17 protein-coding genes and 1 pseudogene are annotated in these 23,050 nt (G+C 66.0%); 14 read left to right on the top strand and 4 right to left on the bottom strand.

The window, feature by feature from the left end:
* Positions 1-588: 588 nt before the first annotated feature.
* Complete coding sequence (locus AC1DYS_RS30170; RefSeq protein WP_477905451.1) at positions 589-2,136, top strand: KAP family P-loop NTPase fold protein; 1,548 nt, start codon at positions 589-591, stop codon at positions 2,134-2,136.
* Between the two features lie 230 nt (positions 2,137-2,366).
* Complete coding sequence (locus AC1DYS_RS30165) at positions 2,367-2,969, top strand: hypothetical protein (protein ID WP_477905449.1); 603 nt, start codon at positions 2,367-2,369, stop codon at positions 2,967-2,969.
* An 11-nt stretch (positions 2,970-2,980) separates the two neighbouring features.
* On the opposite strand, the gene AC1DYS_RS30160 is transcribed toward AC1DYS_RS30165, so the two are convergent.
* Positions 2,981-3,622 carry a PEP-CTERM sorting domain-containing protein gene (locus tag AC1DYS_RS30160; RefSeq protein WP_477905447.1) on the bottom strand — a complete coding sequence of 214 codons (642 nt, stop codon included), beginning with the start codon at positions 3,620-3,622 and terminating at the stop codon, positions 2,981-2,983.
* 224 nt (positions 3,623-3,846) lie between these two features.
* Here AC1DYS_RS30160 and AC1DYS_RS30155 point away from each other — a divergent pair, with 224 nt between their 5' ends.
* The 4 genes from AC1DYS_RS30155 (at position 3,847) to AC1DYS_RS30140 (ending at position 6,871) form a co-directional block, all read left to right on the top strand.
* Entirely contained in the window at positions 3,847-4,971 is a 1,125-nt protein-coding gene (locus AC1DYS_RS30155) for a ParM/StbA family protein (RefSeq protein WP_047492662.1), read from the top strand.
* Between the two features lie 26 nt (positions 4,972-4,997).
* A complete protein-coding gene (locus AC1DYS_RS30150; protein ID WP_477905445.1) occupies positions 4,998-5,723 on the top strand; it encodes a hypothetical protein in 726 nt (241 codons plus the stop codon).
* A 72-nt stretch (positions 5,724-5,795) separates the two neighbouring features.
* Positions 5,796-6,497 (top strand): DUF899 family protein, encoded by a 702-nt coding sequence (locus AC1DYS_RS30145; protein ID WP_477905443.1) that lies wholly within the window; start codon positions 5,796-5,798, stop codon positions 6,495-6,497.
* A gap of 167 nt (positions 6,498-6,664) precedes the next feature.
* On the top strand, positions 6,665-6,871 hold the full coding sequence (locus AC1DYS_RS30140; RefSeq protein WP_477905442.1) for a hypothetical protein: 207 nt from the start codon (positions 6,665-6,667) through the stop codon (positions 6,869-6,871).
* A gap of 51 nt (positions 6,872-6,922) precedes the next feature.
* On the opposite strand, the gene AC1DYS_RS30135 is transcribed toward AC1DYS_RS30140, so the two are convergent.
* Entirely contained in the window at positions 6,923-7,804 is an 882-nt protein-coding gene (locus tag AC1DYS_RS30135; protein ID WP_477905441.1) for an aldo/keto reductase family oxidoreductase, read from the bottom strand.
* Between the two features lie 98 nt (positions 7,805-7,902).
* On the opposite strand from AC1DYS_RS30135, the gene AC1DYS_RS30130 reads away from it, so the two are divergent.
* The 5 genes from AC1DYS_RS30130 (at position 7,903) to AC1DYS_RS30110 (ending at position 13,494) form a co-directional block, all read left to right on the top strand.
* The gene (locus tag AC1DYS_RS30130) at positions 7,903-8,808 is read left to right on the top strand and encodes a LysR family transcriptional regulator (RefSeq protein WP_477905440.1); all 906 of its coding nucleotides are present in this window, start codon (positions 7,903-7,905) and stop codon (positions 8,806-8,808) included.
* Positions 8,809-8,916: 108 nt separating this feature from the next.
* Entirely contained in the window at positions 8,917-10,992 is a 2,076-nt protein-coding gene (locus AC1DYS_RS30125) for a DEAD/DEAH box helicase (RefSeq protein ID WP_477905439.1), read from the top strand.
* A gap of 66 nt (positions 10,993-11,058) precedes the next feature.
* Complete coding sequence (locus AC1DYS_RS30120) at positions 11,059-11,568, top strand: DUF1993 domain-containing protein (protein ID WP_047492697.1); 510 nt, start codon at positions 11,059-11,061, stop codon at positions 11,566-11,568.
* A gap of 63 nt (positions 11,569-11,631) precedes the next feature.
* Positions 11,632-11,982, top strand: a complete 351-nt coding sequence (locus AC1DYS_RS30115; RefSeq protein WP_477905438.1) for a class I SAM-dependent methyltransferase — start codon at positions 11,632-11,634, stop codon at positions 11,980-11,982.
* 1,281 nt (positions 11,983-13,263) lie between these two features.
* Complete coding sequence (locus AC1DYS_RS30110; RefSeq protein ID WP_477905541.1) at positions 13,264-13,494, top strand: hypothetical protein; 231 nt, start codon at positions 13,264-13,266, stop codon at positions 13,492-13,494.
* Positions 13,495-13,514: 20 nt separating this feature from the next.
* On the opposite strand, the pseudogene AC1DYS_RS30105 reads toward AC1DYS_RS30110, so the two are convergent.
* A pseudogene (locus tag AC1DYS_RS30105) lies at positions 13,515-13,610 on the bottom strand (ABC transporter); the annotation flags it as partial.
* A gap of 141 nt (positions 13,611-13,751) precedes the next feature.
* Between AC1DYS_RS30105 and AC1DYS_RS30100 the strand changes: the two are divergent.
* Both AC1DYS_RS30100 and AC1DYS_RS30095 read left to right on the top strand, forming a co-directional pair.
* The gene (locus tag AC1DYS_RS30100) at positions 13,752-15,221 is read left to right on the top strand and encodes a cellulase family glycosylhydrolase (RefSeq protein ID WP_477905436.1); all 1,470 of its coding nucleotides are present in this window, start codon (positions 13,752-13,754) and stop codon (positions 15,219-15,221) included.
* Positions 15,222-15,550: 329 nt separating this feature from the next.
* Positions 15,551-16,105 (top strand): outer membrane beta-barrel protein, encoded by a 555-nt coding sequence (locus AC1DYS_RS30095; protein ID WP_477905434.1) that lies wholly within the window; start codon positions 15,551-15,553, stop codon positions 16,103-16,105.
* Between the two features lie 62 nt (positions 16,106-16,167).
* Here the strand turns inward: AC1DYS_RS30095 and uvrA are convergent, their stop codons facing one another.
* Complete coding sequence (gene uvrA, locus AC1DYS_RS30090) at positions 16,168-21,879, bottom strand: excinuclease ABC subunit UvrA (protein WP_477905432.1); 5,712 nt, start codon at positions 21,877-21,879, stop codon at positions 16,168-16,170.
* A gap of 176 nt (positions 21,880-22,055) precedes the next feature.
* Between uvrA and AC1DYS_RS30085 the strand changes: the two genes are divergently transcribed.
* On the top strand, positions 22,056-22,871 hold the full coding sequence (locus AC1DYS_RS30085; protein WP_477905430.1) for a phosphate/phosphite/phosphonate ABC transporter substrate-binding protein: 816 nt from the start codon (positions 22,056-22,058) through the stop codon (positions 22,869-22,871).
* Positions 22,872-23,050 lie beyond the last annotated feature (179 nt).

The raw sequence follows: 23,050 nt of genomic DNA, 5'->3' as shown, positions 1-23,050 counted from the left end.
AGTGCCATCGCATTCGTAGCCCTCCCGTCGACGATGCGCGGTTCTATCACAGCGGTTTGCCAAGCTTCTTGCCATGCACGGCAACATCGAAGTGCAGGTCGAAGCGGCGTTGTCAGGTCCGGGCGCGGATCGATACATCGCCCCCAAAGCAGGGGGAGGTTCAACCCGAGATGTCAGACCTGACAGGTGCTTGTGTTGAGACGGGCGACTACGCTCCTTCTGTCTAACTCGTTAGATGCTGGCCCGATCGCAAGCGAGCGGGCAGCAAACAGGGAAGCGCGCAGCGCATCTGCCCCCAACAAGGAATAGCTCGCAACAGGGAGGATGGGATGGATTTCATCGATCATCTGCGCGTTCGCACCATCGCTCCTCATGCGGGACGGCTGTGCGACCAAGACACTGCCCTACGACTACAGCGCCTTCGTGAAGGCCAAGCCGGCCTCGCTGCTGGTTTGGGCAGCCTCTGCGGCGCAGCAAGCACTGAGACACAGGTGTGCGACTTGATCTGCCGATCGCGCGCAGCTGATGGCTCTGGCAACAGTTCCGTTCCACGCGTAACTGGCGACCACCGCTCAAGGAGAAACAGCGGTGACTGACGTTAAGCCTACCGACGACAACTGGGGAGATGACAAGTGCGAGAGAAAGCCCACGGCAGACTTTCTCTATAGGCTCGTGATGAGTCGCTATTCGCGCCACCACTCGGGGGAAGATTCTCGGGCTCTGTGCGTTGCTCTAGACGCTCAATGGGGCGCTGGAAAGTCGTTCTTTGTGAACCGCTGGAGCAGAGACGTTGAGGACCAAGACCACCTAGTTGTCCGTTTCGACGCTTGGAAGAACGACCTTTCGGACGACCCACTAATTGCCTTTCTTTCCAATCTTCATGACGAACTGGCTCCGTGGATAAAGCGGCTACCGATCGCAAACAGGGTTAGACAAAACACTAAACAAAAATTCTCGAAGGTAATGCAACAGGGACGCAAGGCCGTCGTTCCGGCATTGGGAGCCCTGGCCCGCGGCGCAGTCAACCGCTATGCGCCAGGCGCACTCGAGGAAATTTCGGCCATCATCACTGACGATCTGCGGTCCAAGGCACCTTCGCAGGATCTAGCAACTGATATGAAATCCATTGCTGGTCCGGCGTTAGAGAAATTTCTTGAACTTACGATCAAGTCACATTCGGATCGGCAGACCGCAGTCGCTGGGTTGAAAGCATCGATTGACACGTTGCTCTCTTATCTCAGTGCTCAACGTCAAACACAACTACCAATGTTCGTTTTCGTAGACGAACTGGATCGCTGCCGTCCTGACTACGCCGTGCGTCTACTAGAAGGGGTCAAGCACCTGTTTGATGCGCCAGGAGTTTGTTTCATCTTCTCTACGAACTTGAAACAGCTAGCCGCATCGACACAGGCAATTTACGGCGCCAGCTTTGATGCGCCTCGGTACCTTAAACGCTTCTTCAATTTTGAGTACCTGCTACCAACCGCAAGTCCAGTTGGCCTAGCGGCTCAACTGACAGCGGCATCTGACATTGTTGCCCGCGGGCTGCCGGTGTTTGACGGACTGCCCCCGCCCAGCGAAGCCACAACAGCTGATCGAATAGCCCGAAGCTTTGTCTTCGTCGCCCAGGCTTTCGATCTAAATCCTCGCTCTCAAAAGCAAGTCTTTGAGTACGCAGACGCCGCTACCGTTGCCATCTCTGAGCCCGCGGGCTCAAGCAACTGGGCCATACATACGCTTTATCTATTTTTCCTAGCCGCACTGCTACACGAGGGCGGCGTTGAGGTTTTCGACGATTTCATAACAGCTGACAAGGCGGACCATGCCAATCGGATTAGCAAGCTTGCTGGTAAGGCAGGTGTAAGGGGCGATTTCGCGTACGCGAAGTCCAATGTAGATGGGCAGCAAAGCAAGGCAAGGATGACATCGGCGGAATGGTTCGTCCGCTACACGGAATACTCAAAAATGACAAAAAGGGAGCTGGCAAAACGAGAGCCAAACACACTTGAGTTTCCCGGAAGTGTCATCTCTCGCCTTACCCATGAGCAAATTCACAACTCGCCCTTCTCGTCAATTCACACCTATGCGGCGCTCATCCGAACAGCTGGTGGAGTGAAGGTCAACGACGCTGATTGACTCATTGACAGGAGCATTTGAGAAATCGCGGTCAGCGGTCAGTTATGTGCCGGCTCACTGATATTCGAGCAGCCTGATTCATCACACGGGAAGCTCTTCGCCGCGCGCTCTCGCTCGGCCTGTCAAGCCCGAAGTGCAGCCCGAACCCMCGCCTCCAGCTCCGATCAAGCCGCCGCCTGTCCCCTCACGATGGCGCTCTGCGCCGGACTCGGCGGCCCCGAGAGAACTCCTTGATTTCACTTTCCAGCAGCAACTCGCTTCTGAACTACCTGACCGCCCAGGCCTCGCAGAACGCCGGGTCGGCAGGCAGCAACACGGCTTCGGCCACCGGCAGTGCGAACGCGAACACCAAGGTGGCCACCGTGACGCAGGCGTCGCTCCAGGCTGCGGCCGGCCGGCACGATGCATCGGTGGCCGGGCGCGCGCTCGACAAGCAACAGACGGCGCTGGCCGGTGACCTGCGAGCCGCCATGAGCAAGGCGGGCATCAAGCTGTCCGGCCCTGTCGAGTTCTCGGTGAGCAGCAATGGCGCCGTGAGCACCAAGGGAAGCGACGCCGACAAGGCCGCGATGACGGCCTTTCTGAAAGCCGATACCAGCAAGCCGGGTTTTGCCGCACGCATTGCCACGCAGGCACAAGACGCCCTCAAGCTCTCGGCGACCATTCAGCAGACTGCCGCCATTTCGCAGGCTGCGCGCTACGGCGGAAAGTCGGGCGTGATGTCGATGTACGCGTCGCTGATGCAGCAGACGAACACCACCGCCGCGGTCTTCACCGTGGCAGCGGGCTCCAGCTCGCTGACCTACCCGGGCGCGCTCGCGGCGAAGGCCTGATCCCTCGGCGGCTAGCGAGGCAAGCGCCTTCGCCCCACCACCAGCACGACGAGACCGGCACCCAGCAGCGCGAGGGTCGCGGGCTCGGGCACGGCCGGGACGGCGGAGAAGTACAGGTTGTCGATGGAGGAGCTCAACCTCGATCCGTAGGCGTCGCCGAATTGCAGGAAGGCGATGCCTGTGCTCGATGACAGGAAGATGGGCCGGTTCTCCTTGTACGGCAGGTCTTGCCGCCACGGCGGATCTTGGCTGCCGTCTGGGTAGTAGCCGCCGGTGCGGCCTTGCGCGACGACGTGGTGGGCAGCGTCGAACGCCGTCACATACGACTCCGACGATTCACCATAGGGCGAGCTCATGTTGAAGTTAACGTAGTGCGGCAGCACGCCGCTGAAGCTCACCTGCAGGTCGTGGCCACCCAGCAGGTACTGGTTGAGGTGAGGCGGTGGCGTGCCGCTGTAGTACGTCTGGGCTAGGTAACCCGACTCGAAGGTCACGCCCAGCGACGCGTACTGCGTGGTGACGGGGTTATCCGAGAACGAGTCGATGGGCACCCAGGGGAGTTCGTCGAACGTGATGAGCGTGGCCTGGGCGCTCGCCGAAGCGAGCGCAATCGCTGCTGCCGCAACAGCGCGCGAGAGTACGGGTAGGCGCATGGGAACCTCCTGTTGTTGGGGCGCTCGGTAGAGACGCGCAGAAGCGCAGCAATCGGCGTTCCGCGATTCACTTTTTTGCAGTGGGAATTACCCGCGGCGCAGCAGCCGGCAGCCAGGTCGTCTGGCCTCCCACCCATGCCCTTGACGCGGGCATTGGCATGGCCGCGAACGGGCCGACCAAGGGCTATAACCGGCTCCGCCCCCTCTCACGAATGGAGATCTCCATGCCGACCCCTTCTTCCTCTTCCAAGCTGCGGCAGGTGGCCGCACCGCACGCCACCTCGGCGCCTGTCGTGCGTGCCATCGACGTCGGCTTCGGTCTCGTCAAGCTCACCGTCGGCGACGACGAAGGTGTGTCCATCGTCCACTTTCCGTCCATGGCCATTCCGGCTGACGCGAGCGCCGTGCGCACGCTCGGCACGCGCCGTCGCGACACCTTCGACGTGCCCGTCAACGGCGCGCTGTATGAAGTGGGCCGCGACGTCGGGCTGGCCCAGGCCGGCGGCAGCTTCGGCCGCGACGTGACCGACGAGTTCTACCGCGGCACCATCTACGAGGCGTTGACCAAGGGCGCGCTGCGCTACATGGTGGAAGCGGGCGACACGCGCATCGACCTGCTGGTGCTGGGCCTGCCGGTCAACCAGTACAACGACGCGACCCGCCGCGACTACCTGCGCTCGCACTACGAAGGCAACATCGACGTGGGCGACGGCAAGAGCGTGACCATCGCCAAGGTGATCGTGCAGGCGCAGCCCATGGGCGGCTACGCTGCCATCGGCGAACACCTCGAACAACTGAATACCGTCATCACGCAGACCAACGGTGCGCTGGAGCCGCTGGCCGACGCCGACGACCTGGACGACCTCTCGGTGCTGATGGTCGACCCCGGCGAACACACACTCGACTGGCTGCTGATCCAGCAAGGTTCGATCAACCCGCGCGCCAGCGGCGCTGCGTCTGACGCCGGCCGGCACCGCGTGGTGCGGGCGGTGCAGGAATCGCTGGCCGCCGACGTAGGGCGCCCACTGGGCCCGGCCGTCATGCCGCGCATCAACGAGGCCTTGCGCCACGGCAAGCCGGTGAAGCTGGCGGGCACGGCGCACGACCTGAACCGCTTCGAGCCGGTGGTGATGAGCGTGGTCGAAGACTCGGTGAACCGCATGGTCGATGGCCTGCGCGATGCGCACGAAATCATCGACCTGGTGGTGCTGGTGGGCGGCCACCCCGAGCGCTTCCGCGATGTGTTGGCCAAGCGCTTCCCGGCCATCCCGGTGTTCGTGATGCCCGAGTCGATGGCGGCCAATGTGCGGGGCTTCCAGATGATCGGCGAGGCGCTCGCCGAGGCCTGAGCGCGCGACCACTGCTCACGCCGCCCATGTCCACCGTGCGACTGGAAATCGAGCTCGACAGCGAGGTCTACCCCGAGCTCCACGCCGCCCTCACCTCCATGCGCAGTGCGCGGTCGCGCGCCGAGCGCCTGCGCCAGCTCGCGGCCACGGGGCTGGTGTGGGAGAAGGTGCGCCTCCACGGCGCGGCGGCTGCGCCCGTGGCCGAAGAACGGCCAAGCGTGGTGACACGCGCCGACGTGGTCGCGCCGGAGGCCAACCCCTTGCCCGCGATCGAGCGCCGCATGGCCGCGGCCAAGCGCGCTCGCCCCACGTCACCCAAGCGCCGCGCCAGCGACCGCGAGGTCGTCGACCTGGCCATCAACGCCGAGCCGAGGCCCGTGCCGGAGCCCCGCCCCGAGCGACGCCGCGTGACGCCCAGCCGCCAGGACGTCGAGCAGGCCATCCGCGAGCTGCCTGTGTTGATGGACGTGGTCACCGACCTCAGCAGCGTCAACGTGGTCCCCGACGTGAGCCCGCTGGACGAGCACGGCGACGACCACCCGCCCCACACGCCTGATCTGTTGGAGCCGGCGCCGTGGGCCTCGATGAATGCCTACCCCGACGACGTGCCGGCGCTGTCGATCGAACATGCCGACGACGACGTCGATGGCCCGCCCGAGCCTCCTCTCCACGTGACTGCCCTGTCGCACAAGCCAGCCACACGATCACGGCTGATGCGCATGAAGGAGCGGGGCCTGTTCAAGAACGGGTGAGCGGGCGATTGGGCCGCTGGCTTCGATCCCGTTGCCACCCAGACATGCGAACCTCAACCGAAGGAGTGCCCCATGCCTGCTGATCTCAAGCCTGCCGCCCAACTTGCCGCACTGGGCAAGACGCCGTTCCCTGGTGCTTCAGCCGAATACAACGCAGCCCGCACGGCGCTGCTGGCCGATGAGATCGAGTTCCGCCGCAGCATGACGCGCCTGACCGAGCGGCGCCGCGCCTTGCCACCGGGGCCGGTGATCAGCAAGAACTACCGCTTCAAGGATGAACAGGCCTTCGAGGTGGGGTTGATCGATCTCTTCGGCGACAAGAACACGCTGGTGACCTACTTCTGGATGTACGGCCCGCAGCGCCAGCGGCCCTGCCCCATGTGCACCAACTGGCTCGGTGCTGTGAACGGCAATGCGGCCGACATCAAGCAACGCGTCGCGCTCAAGATCCTCGGGCGCTCACCGGTGGATCGGCAATACGCCTTCGCGCAGGAGCGCGGCTGGCGCGACCTCAACTTCGTGCAGACGATCGGCGACGACTACGCCAAGGACCTGGGCATCCTCACGCCCGACGGCAACGAGTACCCGGCGCTCGTCGTCTTCAAACGCGACGGCGACACCGTGCGGCTTTTCTGGGCCAGCGAGATGACGAAGGACATGGCCGACCCCGGCCAAGACCCGCGCGACGCGCCCGACATCGCATCCCTCTGGTCGGTGCTCGACCTCACGCCCGAGGGGCGCGGGACCGATTGGTATCCGAAGCTGCAGTACTGAGCTACCGAGGGTGAGCACGCTGCAGCAGCGTGGAGTTTCATGGCCCTTGAACGCGGCCTCGTCCTACAGGCAAGGCCTGCGCAGCTGGCAAGAATGGTTTGCATGCGCCTGCATCCCTCCATCGGTGTGGTGCGGCGCACCCTGAGGCAACACAGCAGGAGCACACCATGACCCGCAAACAGAATCAGCGCGATGAGCAGGCCCCGAGGGCGGGGAAGGTCGAGAACGACACCAACAAGATGGGCGAGCAGGACGCGACCCAGCTCAACCAAGGCAAGCGCACGCCCAACAGTCGCCACGACCGCGAGTCGAACGTGGGCAGCAGCAACCAGTCGCAGTCGCGCCGCGGGTCGGCAGGCGGACCCGGGCGCTGAGGCGGACCCTGATTAACCGCAGCGATTTGCAGATCGCCGCGGTCTCTGCGCTCAATGCGGCACGCTCTCGGCAGAGAGCCGATCCAGCACTTCGAGCGCAGCGCTGGGCAGCTTCAAGCTGGCACTCGCCAGGTTCTGCTCGAGATGCGACACCGATGAGGTGCCTGGAATCAGCAGGATGTTCGGCGCGCGGTGGAGCAGCCATGCAAGCGCTGTCTGCATCGGCGTGGCGCCGAGGCTCGCAGCCACCTCGTTCAACGCCGTCGACTGCAAGGGCGTAAACCCGCCGAGCGGGAAGAACGGCACGTAGGCAGTGCCGGTGGCCGCGAGTTCGTCGATCAACGCATCGTCCTGGCGGTGCACCAGGTTGTACTGGTTCTGCACGCAGACGATGTCGGCGATCGAGCGGCCCTCGGCCACCTGGGCGCGCGTCACGTTGCTCAGGCCGATGTGCTTCACCAGGCCTTTGCGCTGCAATTCGGCCAGCGCCGTCAGCGGCGCTTCGATCGAGCCTTCGGCTGGGCCGTGCACGTCGAACATGATGCGCAGGTTCACTACGTCGAGAACCTCGAGCCCGAGGTTGCGAAGGTTGTCGTGCACCGCTGCCTCCAGCTCGGCCGCCGTGAAGGCGGGGCGCCACGACGCATCGGCGCCGCGCGCCGCGCCGATCTTGCTGACGATCAGCAGATCGTCGCGGTACGGGTGCAGCGCTTCACGGATCAGCTGGTTGGTGATGTGCGGGCCGTAGAAGTCGCTGGTGTCGATGTGGTTGACGCCGCGCTCCAGTGCGGCGCGCAGCACCTGCAATGCAGCGGCGCGGTCTTTCGGCGGCCCAAACACGCCGGGGCCGGCCAGTTGCATGGCGCCGTAGCCCATGCGGTTCACGGTGCGGTCACCGAGCTTGAATGTTCCAGCGGTACTGATGTCGTTCATGTCGCACTCCGTTGTCAAAAGGATGTCTTCACTGTAGGAAGCGCGGGACTGGCAGACAATCCGTCGCGATCGGCACGGGCCGTGCGGAAATCAGAACAATGGCTGACCTTGAAGATTTGGCGGCGTTCATGGCGGTTGCCCGCGAAGGCGGCTTCCGCGGCGCTGCGCGCGCAACGGGCACGAGCGCCTCACGCCTCAGCGAGGCACTGCGCCGGCTGGAGACGCGGCTCGGCGTGAGGCTGCTCCACCGCACCACGCGCAACGTGGCGCCCACCGATGCTGGCGCACGGCTCCTCGAACGGCTGGGCCCTGCGCTGGCCGAGGTGGAGTCGGCGCTCGATGTGGTCAACGGTTTTCGGGACCGCCCGGCCGGCAAGCTGCGGCTCAACGTGCCGGTAAGTGCAGCGCGCCTCGTGCTGCCGCGCATCGTGCCCGCCTTCCTGGCTGCGTACCCCGACATCACGCTGGAGGTGGTTGCCGAAGACCGCTTGTCGGACCTGGTGGCCGAAGGCTTCGATGCCGGCATTCGCTATGAAGAGCGGCTGGAGCAGGACATGGTCGCCGTGCCCATCGGCCCACCGAAGCAACGCTTTGCCGCCGCGGCGTCACCCGCCTACCTCGACCAGCGCGGCCGCCCGGAACACCCGCGCGACCTGCTCGATCACGCCTGCCTGAGCGCGCGCCACGCCAGCGGCAGCATGGCCGCCTGGGAGTTCGAGCGCGACGGAGAGCATGTGAAGGTGGACGCGAAAGGCCCGCTGATCGTGAGGATCGGCGCCACCGTCGACCTGGCAGTCGACGCAGCCATCGGCGGCAGCGGCATCATCTACCTGTTCGAAGACTGGCTGCGCCCCTACATGGACCGAGGAGAACTGGAGCCGGTGCTCGAGCCCTGGTGGCTCAGCTTCTCGGGCCCGTTTCTCTACTTCCCCAGTCGCCAGCACCTGGCGGCGCCGCTGCGGGCGTTCGTGGATTTTGCTAACTCGATGAAGCCGTGGCGTTAGCTATGGGGCATCGGTAGTTTCGGCGACCGCGACCCTCTCAGTCGCCGAGCGGGCGGCTACAGTCGCGCCCTTCGCACCGCCTGCGCACCGCCCTACCCGCCCTGACCCATGAGCCTCGCCGACCTGCGCACCGCGCTCAATGCCGAGCTCAGCGCCACACCCGAGTACTACGACTTCAAGGTGCAGCGCAGCGAACGCGAAGGCCCGCTGTGGCGCGTGACGCTCGAGCCGGGCTACGTGTATGCCGAGGGCCAGCGGCCCGGCGAGGCCTCGGCCCAGGCGCTGCTCGACGACAGTCTCGACGGCGCCTCGGTCTGGTGGGGTGCGCCCACGAAAGGCGGTGCCAGCGTGCTTGCCGTGGTGGCCGAAGACGACCAGCTGGTGCTGCAGAACGCCAGCGCCCCGCCACCGGGGCCCGACTTCTTGATCCGTCTCTACCCCACGCGTTTTCTCAACGCAGTGGCCGATGCGTGGTGGGACACCCCGTGGGCCGAGCGTGCCATGGCCTGCCTGCCCGACCTGGCCCACCCGCAGCCGGTGCACGACGGCCCGGCACTCACGGGTGAGCCTTTTCGCTGGTTACGGCCAGCGCAGCGCGCGGCACTCTCGCTGGTGCAGCACAGCAGCGCCTTCTTGTGGGGCCCGCCCGGCACCGGCAAGACCACCACGCTGGGCGTGCTGCTGGCCGAGTACCTCGAGCGGCGGCCGCAGGCGCGCGTGCTCTTGCTGTCGACCACCAACCACGCCGTCGACCTGGCGACGATCGCCGTCGACAAGGCGCTGCAGAAGGGCCGGCGCGACACCCTGCGCAGCACCGTGCAGCGCCTGGGCACACGCTTCGACGCCGCGGCCTACACCGGCCGCGAGCACCTCATCCCCACCGACGACCAGGGGCTGATCGGCCAGCTTGCCCGCGCCGAGGCGGCCCGCCCGCCGGTGCGGGCGCCATCGCGTGTGTCATCCAACGCGTCTTCAACCAACATGGCCGCGCTGAAAGCGTGGGCCGACCGCGTGGCTGCGCTGCGCGAACAACTGCGAGCCGCATCACTGCAGGTGCTGAAGCGCTGCCGCCTGGCCAGCATGACCACCACACGCGCCGCCTTCACGCTGAAGACGCTGCGTGAGCTGTCGCCCGAGGGTGCGCCGCCGTTCGACCTGCTCGTCTTCGACGAAGCCAGCCAGGTGAGCCTGGCCCATGCCCTTGCGCTCATGCCGCTGGGGCGCGCCCGGCTGTTTGCCGGCGACCCGCAACAGCTCTCGCCCGTGCTGCGCAGCACCGACCGCAGCGCGCAGCGCTGGCTGGGCCGCTCGGCGTTTGCAGAGATGCCGCGCCGGGCCGCCTCGGTGGCGCTGCTCGACGAGCAATCGCGCATGGCCGGGCCGATCAGCCAGCTCGTGAGCGACCTCTATTACGACGGGGCACTGCGCGTGGCCACCGACGCACAGGCCTCACCCGAATGGCATGCAGCGCGCCGGCGCTCGCTCGGCCTCATCGGTGCCGACACCCACGTGCACGTGCACCGCCTGAAAACCGATGGCGCGTGGTCGGCCGCAGAGCGCGGGCCCGTGCGCCGCGAATCGGCCCAGGCCATCGCCGATACCGTGGCCGCCGCGCTGGCGCCCACGGTGGCTGGTGATGACGATCAAGGTGGCGAGCCATGGCAGCCGCACGAGCTCATCGTGCTCACGCCGTTTCGCGCGCAGCGCGCGCTGATCCGCCAGCGCCTGCGCGCGCTGGGCGTGCCTGAGACGGTGAAGGTCAGCACCGTGCACCGCGCCCAGGGCAGCGAGGCCGCGGTGGTGCTGTTCGACCCCGTCGACGGCGCGCAGCCCTTCTTGCAAACCGAAAGCGCGCAACGGCTGGTGAACGTGGCCCTGAGCCGCGCGCAGGCCAAGGTGGTGGTCTACCTCTCGCCCACCGATGCGGCCAGCCCCCTGCTCGCGCCCATCGTGCAACGCCTGCGCCTGGCCGGCGACACGCGCGAGGCGCTGCCCTTGCAACAGCTGGCCCGACAGCCCGGCTTCCCGGCCAATGCGCTGGGCCAACGCGTCACCGCCGGGCGGCACACCGGCGAGGTGACCCGCCTCAGCGCAGACGGCCGGCAGTTCTGGCTCACCAACGAACGGACGGGGGCGGAGCAGTTGTTCGATGCCGAGTTCTGGCGGCGGCGCGCGAGCGATTGAGTGCGGGTGCGCTCGGCGCATGCGTGGCTCAGGACATACTCCCCCAACACAACCGAGAGCCAAGCCATGACCAGCCCGATGTACACCCACTCCGTTCCCGTCTTCAAGCAACTACTGACGGCCTTGAAGACCATGCTCGTGCAGGTCGACGCCCATGTGGTGGCCAAGTCGGTGGAGCCCGATGCGTTCTTGCAAGCGCGCCTCTTTCCAGACATGTTTCCGCTGGCTCGGCAGGTGCAGATTGCCGCCGATTTCGCTCGCGGGGTCTCTGCGCGGCTGGCGGGCGTGGACGTGCCCGCGTACGAAGGCGGTGAGAAAAGCTTCGCCGATCTCGACGCGCTGCTGGCGCGGACCCTGGGGTTCCTCGACAGCCTGAGCGCTACTCAGTTCGATGGCAGCGAAAGCCGGGAGATCGTGTTGCGCCCCGGTACACCGAAAGAGAAGAAGCTGAGCGGCCAGACCTATCTCGCCAACTACGGCTCACCGCAGTTCTTCTTTCATGTCACCACCGCCTACGCCATCCTGCGGCACAACGGGATCGTGATCGGCAAGCGCGACTACATGGGCGCGTACTAGGCAAGCCTCGCCCTGCGAGCCACCTCCGTCTTCAGGGGGTGCGCTGCCCCTCCGGAGGAACGCATGCCCGGCCCCGACATCCCCTTCTGGCAAGACCGCTACCTGAGCCACCAGACACCGTGGGACGACGGCGCGGATGACCCCGAGCTCGTCGCGAGGCTGAACAATGGCACGCTCGGCGCGCAAGACGCCCTCGTGCTCGTGCCTGGCTGCGGCACCGGCCGCGATCTCATGTTGCTGGCCTCACGCGGCACCGCCGTCACCGGCATCGGTGGTGGGCCCGCCCTGCCACTGCGGCATCAACGCGATGCGCACGCTCTTCAGCTCGGACCGCTGGTCTGGCCCAAACCGCCGTATCCGCGTGGCAGTGAAGATGATCACCTCACAGTGGTGCTGACGGCCCGCGTGGGGTGATGCGGCCGACGTCGTGTCCGGCGTGTATTCAACGATCTAACCTTCTGAGCCCGCTGAGCCCGTTGAAAAATGCGCATACGCCGCCTCCCCTCACGCACCAGCGCCGGTCGGGTCGAATCCTGGCCACCCGGCTCGGCAAGGGAGTCTTCCTTTGCCCAATGCCTGACCCTGGCGGTGCTGCTGCACCTGCTGGTGGTGTTGCTCGTCGGAACCGCGCCCGGTACCGGTTCGCGGCACGGCGCAGGTGGCGCACCGCCGCTGCAGGTGGTGTTGGAGGGCGCTCGTGCACCGGCGCGCGCTGCGTCGACCACAGCAACGGGTCGCCGGCCTGCCGCCGCGGAGTTGCTGATTGCCATGGCACCACGCCCCACCGGGCCGGCCGTCGAGCCCGCACCACCTCTGCCGCAAGCACCGGCTCCCGCGCGCACGACGGCAGTCGCCGATGCGGCGCGCGTAACACCGGCGCCGATGCAGTCAGACTCACGCGGCAACGCGCCATCGCCCAGTCCGGTTGAGCCCGTGCCCAGCCAACCCGCGCAACCCATACGTGAGCTGGTGCTGCCAGCGCCCGCCGCACCTGAGCGATTCGAGCGACCCGCGCCGGTGCTGCCCGAGTTAAACAAGCCTCTGCCGTCACCGTCACCGTCACCGTCACCAACACCAACACCAACACCCGCACCAGCACCAGCACCAGCACCAACACCAACACCCGCACCAACACCCGCACCAACACCCGCACCAACACCAGCACCAGCACCAGCACCAGCACCAGCACCAGCACCAGCACCAGCACCCGTTCCCGCGAACCCCACCGCCACGCCAGCCTTGCCGACTGCGGAGCCCACGCCGGCCGCAACCAAGCCGGAGCCTTTACCCCCGCCGCCCGTCACCGCGCCGGCCGCCCGCGTGCCAGACGCGGCGCCACCCTCGCCTGTCGTGCCCGTCGCGCCCGAGCCCGTGCCGACAGCGCCGCCACCGCCGCCGGAGCGCGTCGAGCCTCGGGCGGAGTTGCAGCGGCAAGCTCCGCCCGAGCCTCTCGTGCCGCCGCCGCAGGCCGCGCCGGCAGCTCTCCCGCCCCCTGCGCCTGCGCCAACGCCTGCGCGCGCTCCCACACCCACCCCGCCGCCAGCGCTCCCACCTGCCAGCCCGATCACGCCAAGCGCGCCCCGGCAAGCCTTGCCCGGCGTGCCCGGGTTCGATCCAGATGCCCCGTCTGCTGCGCCGGGCGAACGAAGCAGCGCCCCACCACCGGATGCAAGTGCCAGCGGGCCACCAGCCCCCTTGAACCTGACGCTGCCTCGCTCCGGCTCAACGGGTCCGCTGGCCACCAACCGCGCACCCGGGCTGCTGCCGCTGCTGAAGGCGCCACCTGATCGTCGGACCAAGCTCAGTGACGACATGGAGAAAGCCGGCAAGCCCGACTGCCGCGCCGCCTACGCCGACAAGGGCCTGCTCGCCATCGTGCCGCTCGCCAGCAGTGCGCTGGGCGCGGACGCCGGTTGCCGCTGGTGAAATGCTTGGGTCAAAGCATCTCCGCTGCTTCCTCTGTTGTCGCGCACCTTGATCAGTTCAGTAACGAGCTTGATGCGTTGCGCCTCGCCACCACTCAGCGTAGACGAGGCCCGGCCTGAGCACCCCGTAGGACAGCTACTACAGGGATTCCTGGCGATCGCTGACATGCACCACTGAAGGCCAGGGACACCATGGGCTCCGCCACGCATGCACAAGCAAACGACAAGCGTGACGAACACCCATCAAAGGAGATTTCCATGACGCAAAAGCCCCGCTGGGCGCGCATCGCCGTGCTCGCCACACTTGTCGCCGCCACCTGCAACCCGGCCCAGGCCTTTTCGGTGTCGGGAGGGCAGATCTACGACAACGCCGGCGCGCGCGTCACGCTCAAAGGGGTGAACTGGTTCGGCTTCGAAACCGAGACCCGGGTGGTGCATGGCCTGTGGGCGCGCAACTGGAAAGAGATGCTCGACCAGATGCAGTCGGCGGGCTTCAATGCGGTGCGCCTGCCGGTGTGCCCCGGCACGCTGCGGGGTGACGCGGTGAACTCGATCGACTATGGCCGCAACGCCGATCTGCAGGGACTCAACAGCCTGCAGGTGTTGGACAAGATGGTGGCCGAGCTCGACCGGCGCGGCATGTACTTCCTGATCGACCACCACCGGCCGGACTGCAATGCGATCTCCGAACTCTGGTACGTCAACGGCTACACCGAGGCACAGTGGATCGGCGACCTGCGCCTGGTCGCGCAGCGCTACAAGGGCTACGCGCGCTTCCTCGGCCTCGATCTGAAGAACGAGCCGCACGGGCAGGCGACCTGGGGCAGCGGCAACACCGCCACCGACTGGAACCTCGCGGCCGAGCGTGCCTCGCAAGCGGTGCTGGCCGACGCACCCAATGCGCTGGTATTCGTCGAAGGCATCGGCGACCAGAGCGCCTGCAGCACCACGCCAGGATGGTGGTGGGGCGGCAACCTGGAGCCACTGGCCTGCAAGGGCCTGAACATCCCGATGAACCGCCTGGTGCTCGCGCCCCACGTTTACGGGCCCGACGTGTATGTGCAGAGCTACTTCAACGCGAGCAATTTCCCGAGCAACATGCCGGCGATCTGGAACGCGCACTTCGGCCAGTTCGCCAGCCAGGGCTATGCCATGGCGATCGGCGAGACCGGCGGCAAGTACGGCACCGGCAACCCCAAGGACAAGACCTTCCAGGATGCCCTCTTCGCCTGGCTCAAGACCAAAGGCATCACCAACGTCTTCTACTGGTCGTGGAACCCGAACAGCGGCGACACCGGCGGCATCTTGCAGGACGATTGGGTCACGCTGCGGCAAGACAAGGTGGCGATGCTGACGAGCTTCTGGAGCGGAGCTCCTGCTCCTGCTCCTGCTCCTGCTCCTGCTCCTGCTCCTGCTCCTGCTCCTGCTCCTGCACCAGCACCAGCACCAGCACCAGCACCAGCACCAGCACCAGCTCCCGGTGTCTCAACCAGTGTCGTCAAGACGAACGATTGGGGCGGCGGCTACTGCGCCAACGTCAACGTGACCAACGGTGCCAGCACGGCACAAACCTGGCGCGTCAACCTGCCGATCGAAGGAGCGGTCTATACGGCGTGGAACGCCGTGTGGCAGCAGTCCGGGGCGACCCTGACTGCGTCGGGGGTGAGCTGGAACGCCACGCTGGCCCCGCAAGCGACCGCGCAATTCGGGTACTGCGCAAACCGTTGAGCCAGGGCAAGGGTCGCCTACCCGCCGCTTGCTGCGGCGTTGTCGGCGACGCAGAGCTACGTCACCAAACTGGCCCGATCGGGTGACTTGCCACGCCTCCCAACGTCGTCACGCACCTAGGTCAGCTCGGTGACGCGCTTGATGCGCTGCGCCTCACCAGGCGTTCACCGCTTAGAGCCGCGCTCGCTTTCATCGCCCGAGCGTGGCCTTCATCACGCTCCTCATCGGCACCATCAGGCGCCGCGAGTGCCTAACACACCATCTTCACGGACAATGCGCTTCGCCGCAGGCTTGCGGATACGTCAATTTGAACTAGAACGGGGAATTCAATGAAGAAGTGGGTAGGAGGATTGGTCAGTGTCTCGGCACTGCTGTTGTCTGGCGGTGCCATGGCCCAAGGGTATGTGAGCTTCGCGGCCGGTCAGAGCAAATTTGTCGATACCTGTTCCGGCATCTCGTCGTGTGACGACACTGGCACCGCGCTCAAGGTCGTTGGCGGCTACAGCATCGCCGAGGTCTTCAGCCTGGAACTCGGCTACCTGAACTTCGGAAAGGCCAAGGCCTTCGCTTTTGGAGCAAACGCCGAGGCTTCGGCGTCGGCCGTGACTCTCGGCGGCGCCTTCAAGGCGAACTTCACGCCTGACTTTGCAGTGCATGCACGCCTGGGCATTGCCAGCGTGAAGACCAAGGTCACCACCACCTCTTCCTTCTTCAACTCAAGCGCATCCGAGACCAAAGCCAAGGCTTACTACGGGCTCGGCCTGAGCTACGCAGTGTCCAAGGAAGTAGCCGTGGAGGCCGGCATTGACGCCAGCAAGGCTGAGCTGCAAGGCGCCAAGAACGATGTGCGAGCCATTACCGTCGGCGCACGTTTTTCGTTCTGATCAATCGGCACGCTGACAGTTGAACGCCGGCCCTGGGGTCGGCGTTTTCACTGATGGCTTTCTCAGCGCGCCAGCACCGGCCCCAACGCCGCCCCCGTGTGACTCGCCTTGACCTTCACCAAGGCCACCGGGTCGGTCGCCGCGACCACCGTACCGCCGGCTCCGCCGCCTTCCGGTCCCATGTCGATCACCCAGTCGGCCTCGGCGATGACGTCGAGGTCGTGCTCGATCACCACCACGCTGTGCCCGCCGTCGACCAGGCGGTGAAGCACGCGGATGAGCTTCTCCACGTCGGCCATGTGCAGGCCCACGGTGGGCTCGTCGAGCACGTAGAGCGTGTGCGGCGCCTTGTTGCCGCGGCGGCCCACGTCATCGCGCACCTTGGTGAGTTCGGTGACGAGCTTGATGCGTTGCGCTTCACCACCGCTCAATGTCGGTGACGGTTGGCCGAGCGTGAGGTAGCCGAGGCCCACGTCTTTCATCAGCTGCAGCGGGTGCGCGATGTGCGGCATGCTGGCGAAGAACTCCACGGCTTCGTCGATCTCCATCTGCAGCACGTCGCCGATGCTCTTGCCGCGCCACGTGACTGCCAGCGTCTCGGCGTTGAAGCGCTGGCCGTGGCACACGTCGCAGGGCACCTTCACGTCGGGCAGGAAGCTCATCTCGATGGTGCGCATGCCCTGCCCTTCGCAGGCGGGGCAGCGGCCTTCGCCGGTGTTGAAGCTGAAGCGGTTGGGGGCGTAGCCGCGCGCACGCGATTCGAGCGTGTCGGCGAAGAGCTTGCGGATCACGTCCCAGAAGCCGATGTAGGTGGCCGGGCACGAGCGCGGTGTCTTGCCGATGGGTGTCTGGTCGACTTCGAGCACGCGGTCGATGAAGCCCCAGCCTTCGATCTTGTCGCAGCCCTGCCACTTGGGTTTGCCACCGCGCGTGTTGATGAACTGCAGGTTGGCCAGCAGCACGTCGCGTGCGAGCGTGCTCTTGCCGGAGCCGCTGACTCCCGTGACGGCCACCAGTCGGCGCAGCGGTACGTCCACCGTCACCTGCTGCAGGTTGTGCAGCGAGGCGTTGTGGATGGTGAGCGGGCCCTTCTTCTCGCGGTCTTTCGTGAACACCTCGTCTGAGATGACACGGCGTGCCTGCAGCGGGTGCAGCAGCGGGTGCGCGAGGAAGCGGCCGGTGACTGACTCGGCCTGTGACGACACCTCCGTCACCGTGCCCTGCGCCACCAGCCGCCCGCCGCGCTTGCCGGCGCTGGGGCCGATGTCGATGATGTGATCCGCACGTCTGATGGTGTCTTCGTCGTGCTCCACCACCACCAGCGTGTTGCCCTTGTCGCCCAGCTTGTGCAGCGCGTTGAGCAGCACCTGGTTGTCACGCGGGTGCAGGCCGATGGTGGGCTCGTCGAGCACGTAGCACACGCCCTGCAGGTTGCTGCCGAGTTGCGCGGCCAGGCGAATGCGTTGGGCTTCGCCGCCGCTGAGCGTGGGCGCCGCGCGGTCGAGTGTCAGGTAGCCAAGGCCCACCTCTTCGAGGAACTCGAGTCTGTTCCTGATCTCGACGATCACGTCGCGTGCGATCTCGGCGTCGCGGCCGGTGAGCGCGAGTGCCTCGACCCACTTGCGGCATTCGGCCACCGACCACTGCGCGATCCACGCAATGGAATGACCTTCGAATGTGACGGCGCGCGACACCGGGTTGAGCCGGGTGCCGGCGCAATCGGGGCACGGCTCGTCGACCACGCCTTCCACTTCGGCTTCTTCCGACGGGAAGCTTTGTTCGCGGCCCTTGTTGTCGTCGTCTTGCACCGAGTCGTCGTACGCCTTGCGCTGCTCGCGCGTGAGCGCCAGGCCAGTGCCCACGCAGGTGGTGCACCAGCCATGCTTGCTGTTGTAGCTGAACATGCGCGGGTCGAGCTCGGGGTAGCTCGTGCCGCAGGTCGGGCAGGCGCGCTTGGTCGAGAACACTTTCACCGTACCGACCTTGCGCGTGGGCGTGCCGGCGAGCATGGCGCCTTGCAAGCCCTTCAAGGGCGACAGCAGGTGCATCACGCCCTTGCCCACGTCGAGTGCCTTGGCCAGTAGGTCTCGCAACACGGCTTCGTTGTCGGCGCTGACGATGAGGTCGCCCACCGGCAGCTCCAGCGTGTGCTCCTTGAAGCGGTCGAGCCGCGGCCACGGGTCGACGCGCAAGAACTCACCGTCGACGCGCAGGTGCGTGTGGCCGCGTGCCTTGGCCCATTTCGCGAGATCGGTGTAGACGCCCTTGCGGCTGACGACCAGCGGCGCGAGCAGGCCCACGTGCTCGCCCTTGTGGTCGCGCAAGATCTGCGCCGCAATGCTCTCGGCACTTTGCGGTTTGACGGGTGAGCCCTCCTTCACGCAATGCTGCAGGCCGAGCTTCACGTAAAGCAAGCGCAGGAAGTGCCACACCTCGGTGGTCGTGGCCACCGTGCTCTTGCGCCCGCCGCGGCTCAGCCGCTGCTCGATGGCGACGGTGGGCGGAATGCCGTACACCGCATCCACCTCGGGCCGGCCCGCGGGCTGCACGATGCTGCGCGCATAGGCGTTGAGCGACTCGAGGTAGCGGCGCTGGCCTTCGTTGAACAGAATGTCGAACGCGAGCGTGCTCTTGCCTGAGCCGCTCACGCCGGTGATCACGCTGAACTTGCCGCGCGGGATCGACACGTCCATCGACTTGAGGTTGTGCTCACGCGCATTGACGATGCGGATGAACTCGTCGTTCGCCTGCCGCTCTTCGCGCGCCGCTTTCAGCAGCGACTGCAACGGCCGGCCTCGCTCTTCTTCAGCCCCGACCACATGGCCGTTCAGGCCCATCGACTTGTCGTAGTCGGCCAGCGCCTTGCCTGTGTGCGAGGTGGGGTGCTGCTTCACGTCTTCCGGCGTGCCAGTGCACACCACCAGGCCACCGCCCTCGCCGCCTTCGGGGCCGAGGTCGATCAGCCAGTCGGCGGCGCGGATCACGTCGAGGTTGTGTTCGATCACGATCAGCGAGTGCCCTGCATCCAGCAGCTTGCGGAAGGCGCGCATCAGCTTGGCGATGTCGTCGAAGTGCAGGCCGGTGGTGGGCTCGTCGAACATGAAGAGCGTGCCCTTCCTCGCCACCGGCTGGCGGCTGGCGGTGGCGCTTTGCGCGGCTTCGGCCAGGAAGCCGGCGAGCTTCAGGCGTTGCGCTTCGCCGCCGCTGAGCGTGGGCACCGGCTGGCCGAGCTTCACGTACTCGAGGCCCACGTCGATGATGGGCTGCAGCACGCGCAGCACCTCGCGGTCGTTGGCGAAGAGTTGCACGGCCTCGCTCACGGTGAGCTCCAGCACATCGGCCACGCTGAGTTCACGAATCACGTCGCCGGGCAGGCGGCGGTCGATCTTGACCTCCAGCAGTTCAGCGCGGTAGCGGCGTCCATCGCAATCGGGGCAGCGCAGGTACACGTCGCTCAGGAACTGCATCTCCACATGCTCGAAGCCCGAGCCGCCACAGGTGGGGCAGCGGCCGTCACCGGCGTTGAAGCTGAACATGCTGGCGCTGTAGCCGCGCTGCGCCGCGAGCGGCGACTGCGCGAAGAGCTTGCGGATCTCGTCGAACGCGCCGACGTAGCTCGCGGGGTTGGAGCGCGCCGTCTTGCCGATGGGCGACTGGTCGACGAACACCGCTTCGGTCAGACAGTCGGCACCGAGCAGTGCGTCATGTTCGCCTGGCGTTTCGGTGGGCTTGCCGAAGTGGCGCGCCAATGCAGGGAACAACACGTCCTGCATCAGCGTGCTCTTGCCAGAGCCGGAAACGCCCGTCACGCACACCAGGTGCTGCAGCGGGAACTCGACCGTCACGTTCTTCAGGTTGTGGTCGCGCGCGCCCTGCAGAATGAGCTTGGGCGTGCTCGGCGTGACCAGCCGCTTGAGCCCCATGCCCACCTGCTTGCGTGCGCCGAGGTAGGCGCCGGTCAGCGTGTCGGCCTGGCGGATGGCTTCGGGCGTGCCGTCGAACACGATCTGGCCGCCGCGCTCGCCGGGGCCGGGGCCCATGTCGATCAGGCGGTCGGCAGCCAACATCACGGCCGGGTCGTGCTCGACCACCACCAGCGTGTTGCCCGCGTCGCGCAGGCGGTGCATCGCCACGACGATGCGGTTCATGTCGCGAGGATGCAGGCCGATGCTCGGCTCGTCGAGCACGAACATGGTGTTGACCAGCGAGGTGCCGAGCGCGGTGGTGAGGTTGATGCGCTGCACTTCGCCGCCGCTCAGCGTGCGGCTCTGGCGGTCGAGCGTGAGGTAGCCGATGCCGACGTCGCACAGGTACTTCAGGCGCGTGCGGATCTCGTCGAGCAGCAGCTTGAGCGCATCGTCGAGCATGCTGCTGGGCAGACTGATGCCGTCGAAGAAGCGCTTGATGCGGTCGATGGGCATCAGCATCAGGTCGTGCACGGTGAGGCCCGGCAGGGCTTCGAGTTGCGCACGCGACCAGTCGGTACCGCTCGGCAAGAAGCGCTTCTCGGGTGGCAGCACACCATCGGCATCGGCCTTGGTGCCCATGCGCCATAGCAGCGCCTCGGTCTTCAAGCGTGCGCCCGCACATGTTGGGCACGGCGTGTAGCTGCGGTACTTGGACAAGAGCACGCGGATGTGCATCTTGTAGGCCTTGGATTCGAGGTACTCGAAGAAGCGTTTCACGCCGTACCACTGCTTGCCCCACTTGCCCGTCCAGTTGGGCGAGCCGTTGATGACCCACTCGCGCTGCGCCTCGGTGAGCTGGGCCCACGAGGTGTCGCGCGGAATGCCGGCCTCGCCGGCGTAGCGCAGCAGGTCGTCCTGGTTCTCTTGCCAGGCCGGTGTCTGCAGTGTCTTGATCGCGCCCGAGCGCAAGGTCTTGCGCTGGTCGGGGATCACGAGCCCGTAGTCGACGCCGATCACGCGCCCGAAGCCGCGGCAGGTTTCGCACGCACCCATGGCCGAGTTGAACGAGAACAACGCAGGCTGCGGGTCTTGGTAGCGGATGTCGCTGTCGGGGCAGTGCAGGCCGGTGGAGTAGCGCCACAGCACCGGCTCCTCGCCTTCGTTCAGCACGTAGATGTTGACGCGCCCACTGCCGCGCTTGAGTGCGGTCTCGATGGCTTCGACCGCACGCACCTTCTCCGTGCCCTGAATGCGGAAGCGATCGGCAACCACATCGAGCAGCTTGCGCGGGCCGGTGGGCGACGCCACCTCGCGCTCGGCCTGCACACGCGTGAAGCCGCTGGCCGCGAGCCACTGTTCGACTTCTTCGGCGCTGGTGTTCGCCGGCAGCTCCACCGGGAAGGTGAAGACGAGACGCGGGTCACCTTCCTTCGTGCGCTGCATCAGCTCGGCGTAGATGGTCTCGGGCGAATCGTGCCGCACCAGCTGCGCCGTCTTCTTGTCGAACAACTCCGAAGCGCGTGCATACAGCAGCTTCAGGTGATCGTTCAGCTCCGTCATCGTGCCGACCGTGCTGCGTGAGGTGCGCACGGGGTTGGTCTGGTCGATGGCGATGGCGGGTGGCACGCCGTCCACGCGGTCCACCGCCGGCCTGTCCATGCGGTCGAGAAACTGCCGCGCATAGGCGCTGAAGGTTTCGACGTAGCGGCGCTGCCCTTCGGCATACAGCGTGTCGAATACCAGGCTTGATTTGCCGGAGCCGCTGGGGCCGGTGACGACGGTCATCTCACCGGTGCGGATGTCGAGGTCGAGGTTCTTGAGGTTGTGCTGACGAGCGCCGCGGATGCGGATGAGTCCGGATGACATTGGGGGCGGGGCCTTTGGACGAAGGGGCAGGAATTCTAGGAGTGAGGGTCGGCCCACACACCATACGTGGAGATTTGCACAAAGATTGGTGTGGTCAACGAGCCCACCTGCAATGGTCAACAGTCCGCAAAGCGGTTAGAAACACTTACTCTCTGCTCATAACAACAGGAGGTTTCATGGGTTTGCATGTGATGCGTTGGGCCATCGGCTTGTTGACGGCACTTGCCGCCACCTGCAGCCACGCGCTGGTGTTCGCCGTCAACGAAGGGGTGACCTATCGCGTCGGCAACGATGAGATCCGCGCCAAGTACACCGCCATCGCGGCCGATCTTGCCAAGCTGCTGAAGCAGCCGGTGACGGTGGAGCCAGTGGCCGACTACCCCTCGCTGAGGCGCGGCCTCGCGGCCAAGCAGTACGACCTTGCGCTCGTGCACCCGGCGCACCTGTCCATCGAGGCCATGAAGAAGAGCGGCTACAAGCTGATCGCCGTGACCAAGGGCTACCAGCAGTACACCGCCAACATCCTGGTGAAGGCGGACTCGCCCATGAAGTCTCTGGCGGACCTGAGGGACAGCACGCTCGGTATGCCCGACGAAGACTCCATCACCTCATGGATGACGCGGGCCACGCTGCGCGATGCACTCGGCGACGGGATGCAGACCAAGCTGGTCTACACGCGCTACCAAGAGGCCGTTCCCTTCTTCGTCGACAACAACCTCACCAAGGCCGGGTCCACCGCGTCGGCAAGCGTCGTGAAGGCATGGCAGGCCAAGGGGGGCAAGGTGCTGGCCAAGTCGCGCCCTGTGCCGATCAAGCACATCATCGCGAGCCCCGTCTTGACGGAAGACCAGGTCGACAAGGTGCGCGGTTATCTGCTGACGCTGGACAGCACCGACGAAGGAAAGAAGAAGCTCGAGGCCACCAAGTACCAGGGCTTCGCCACGTATGACGAGGCCGAGATGCTGGCCATCGGCGCCTGGCTCGGGCTGTGAGCTCGGGTTGTGACAGCGGCGTGACGTAGCGCGTCTCTGCCGGGGCGTTGCTCTCCGTTGAATCGGCACTGAGACGCACCTTCTTACAGCGGTACCGCACCAAGAGCTGCTGCAAAGCCGGGGCTTGCGTGTCGTATGGCACACCGGCTGGCAGCAAGCTGGTGCGCAGATGCATGGCC

The sequence above is a fragment of the Rhizobacter sp. P2_G4 genome, assembly GCF_056403575.1.
This window is presented reverse-complemented; position numbering and strand designations above follow the sequence as displayed.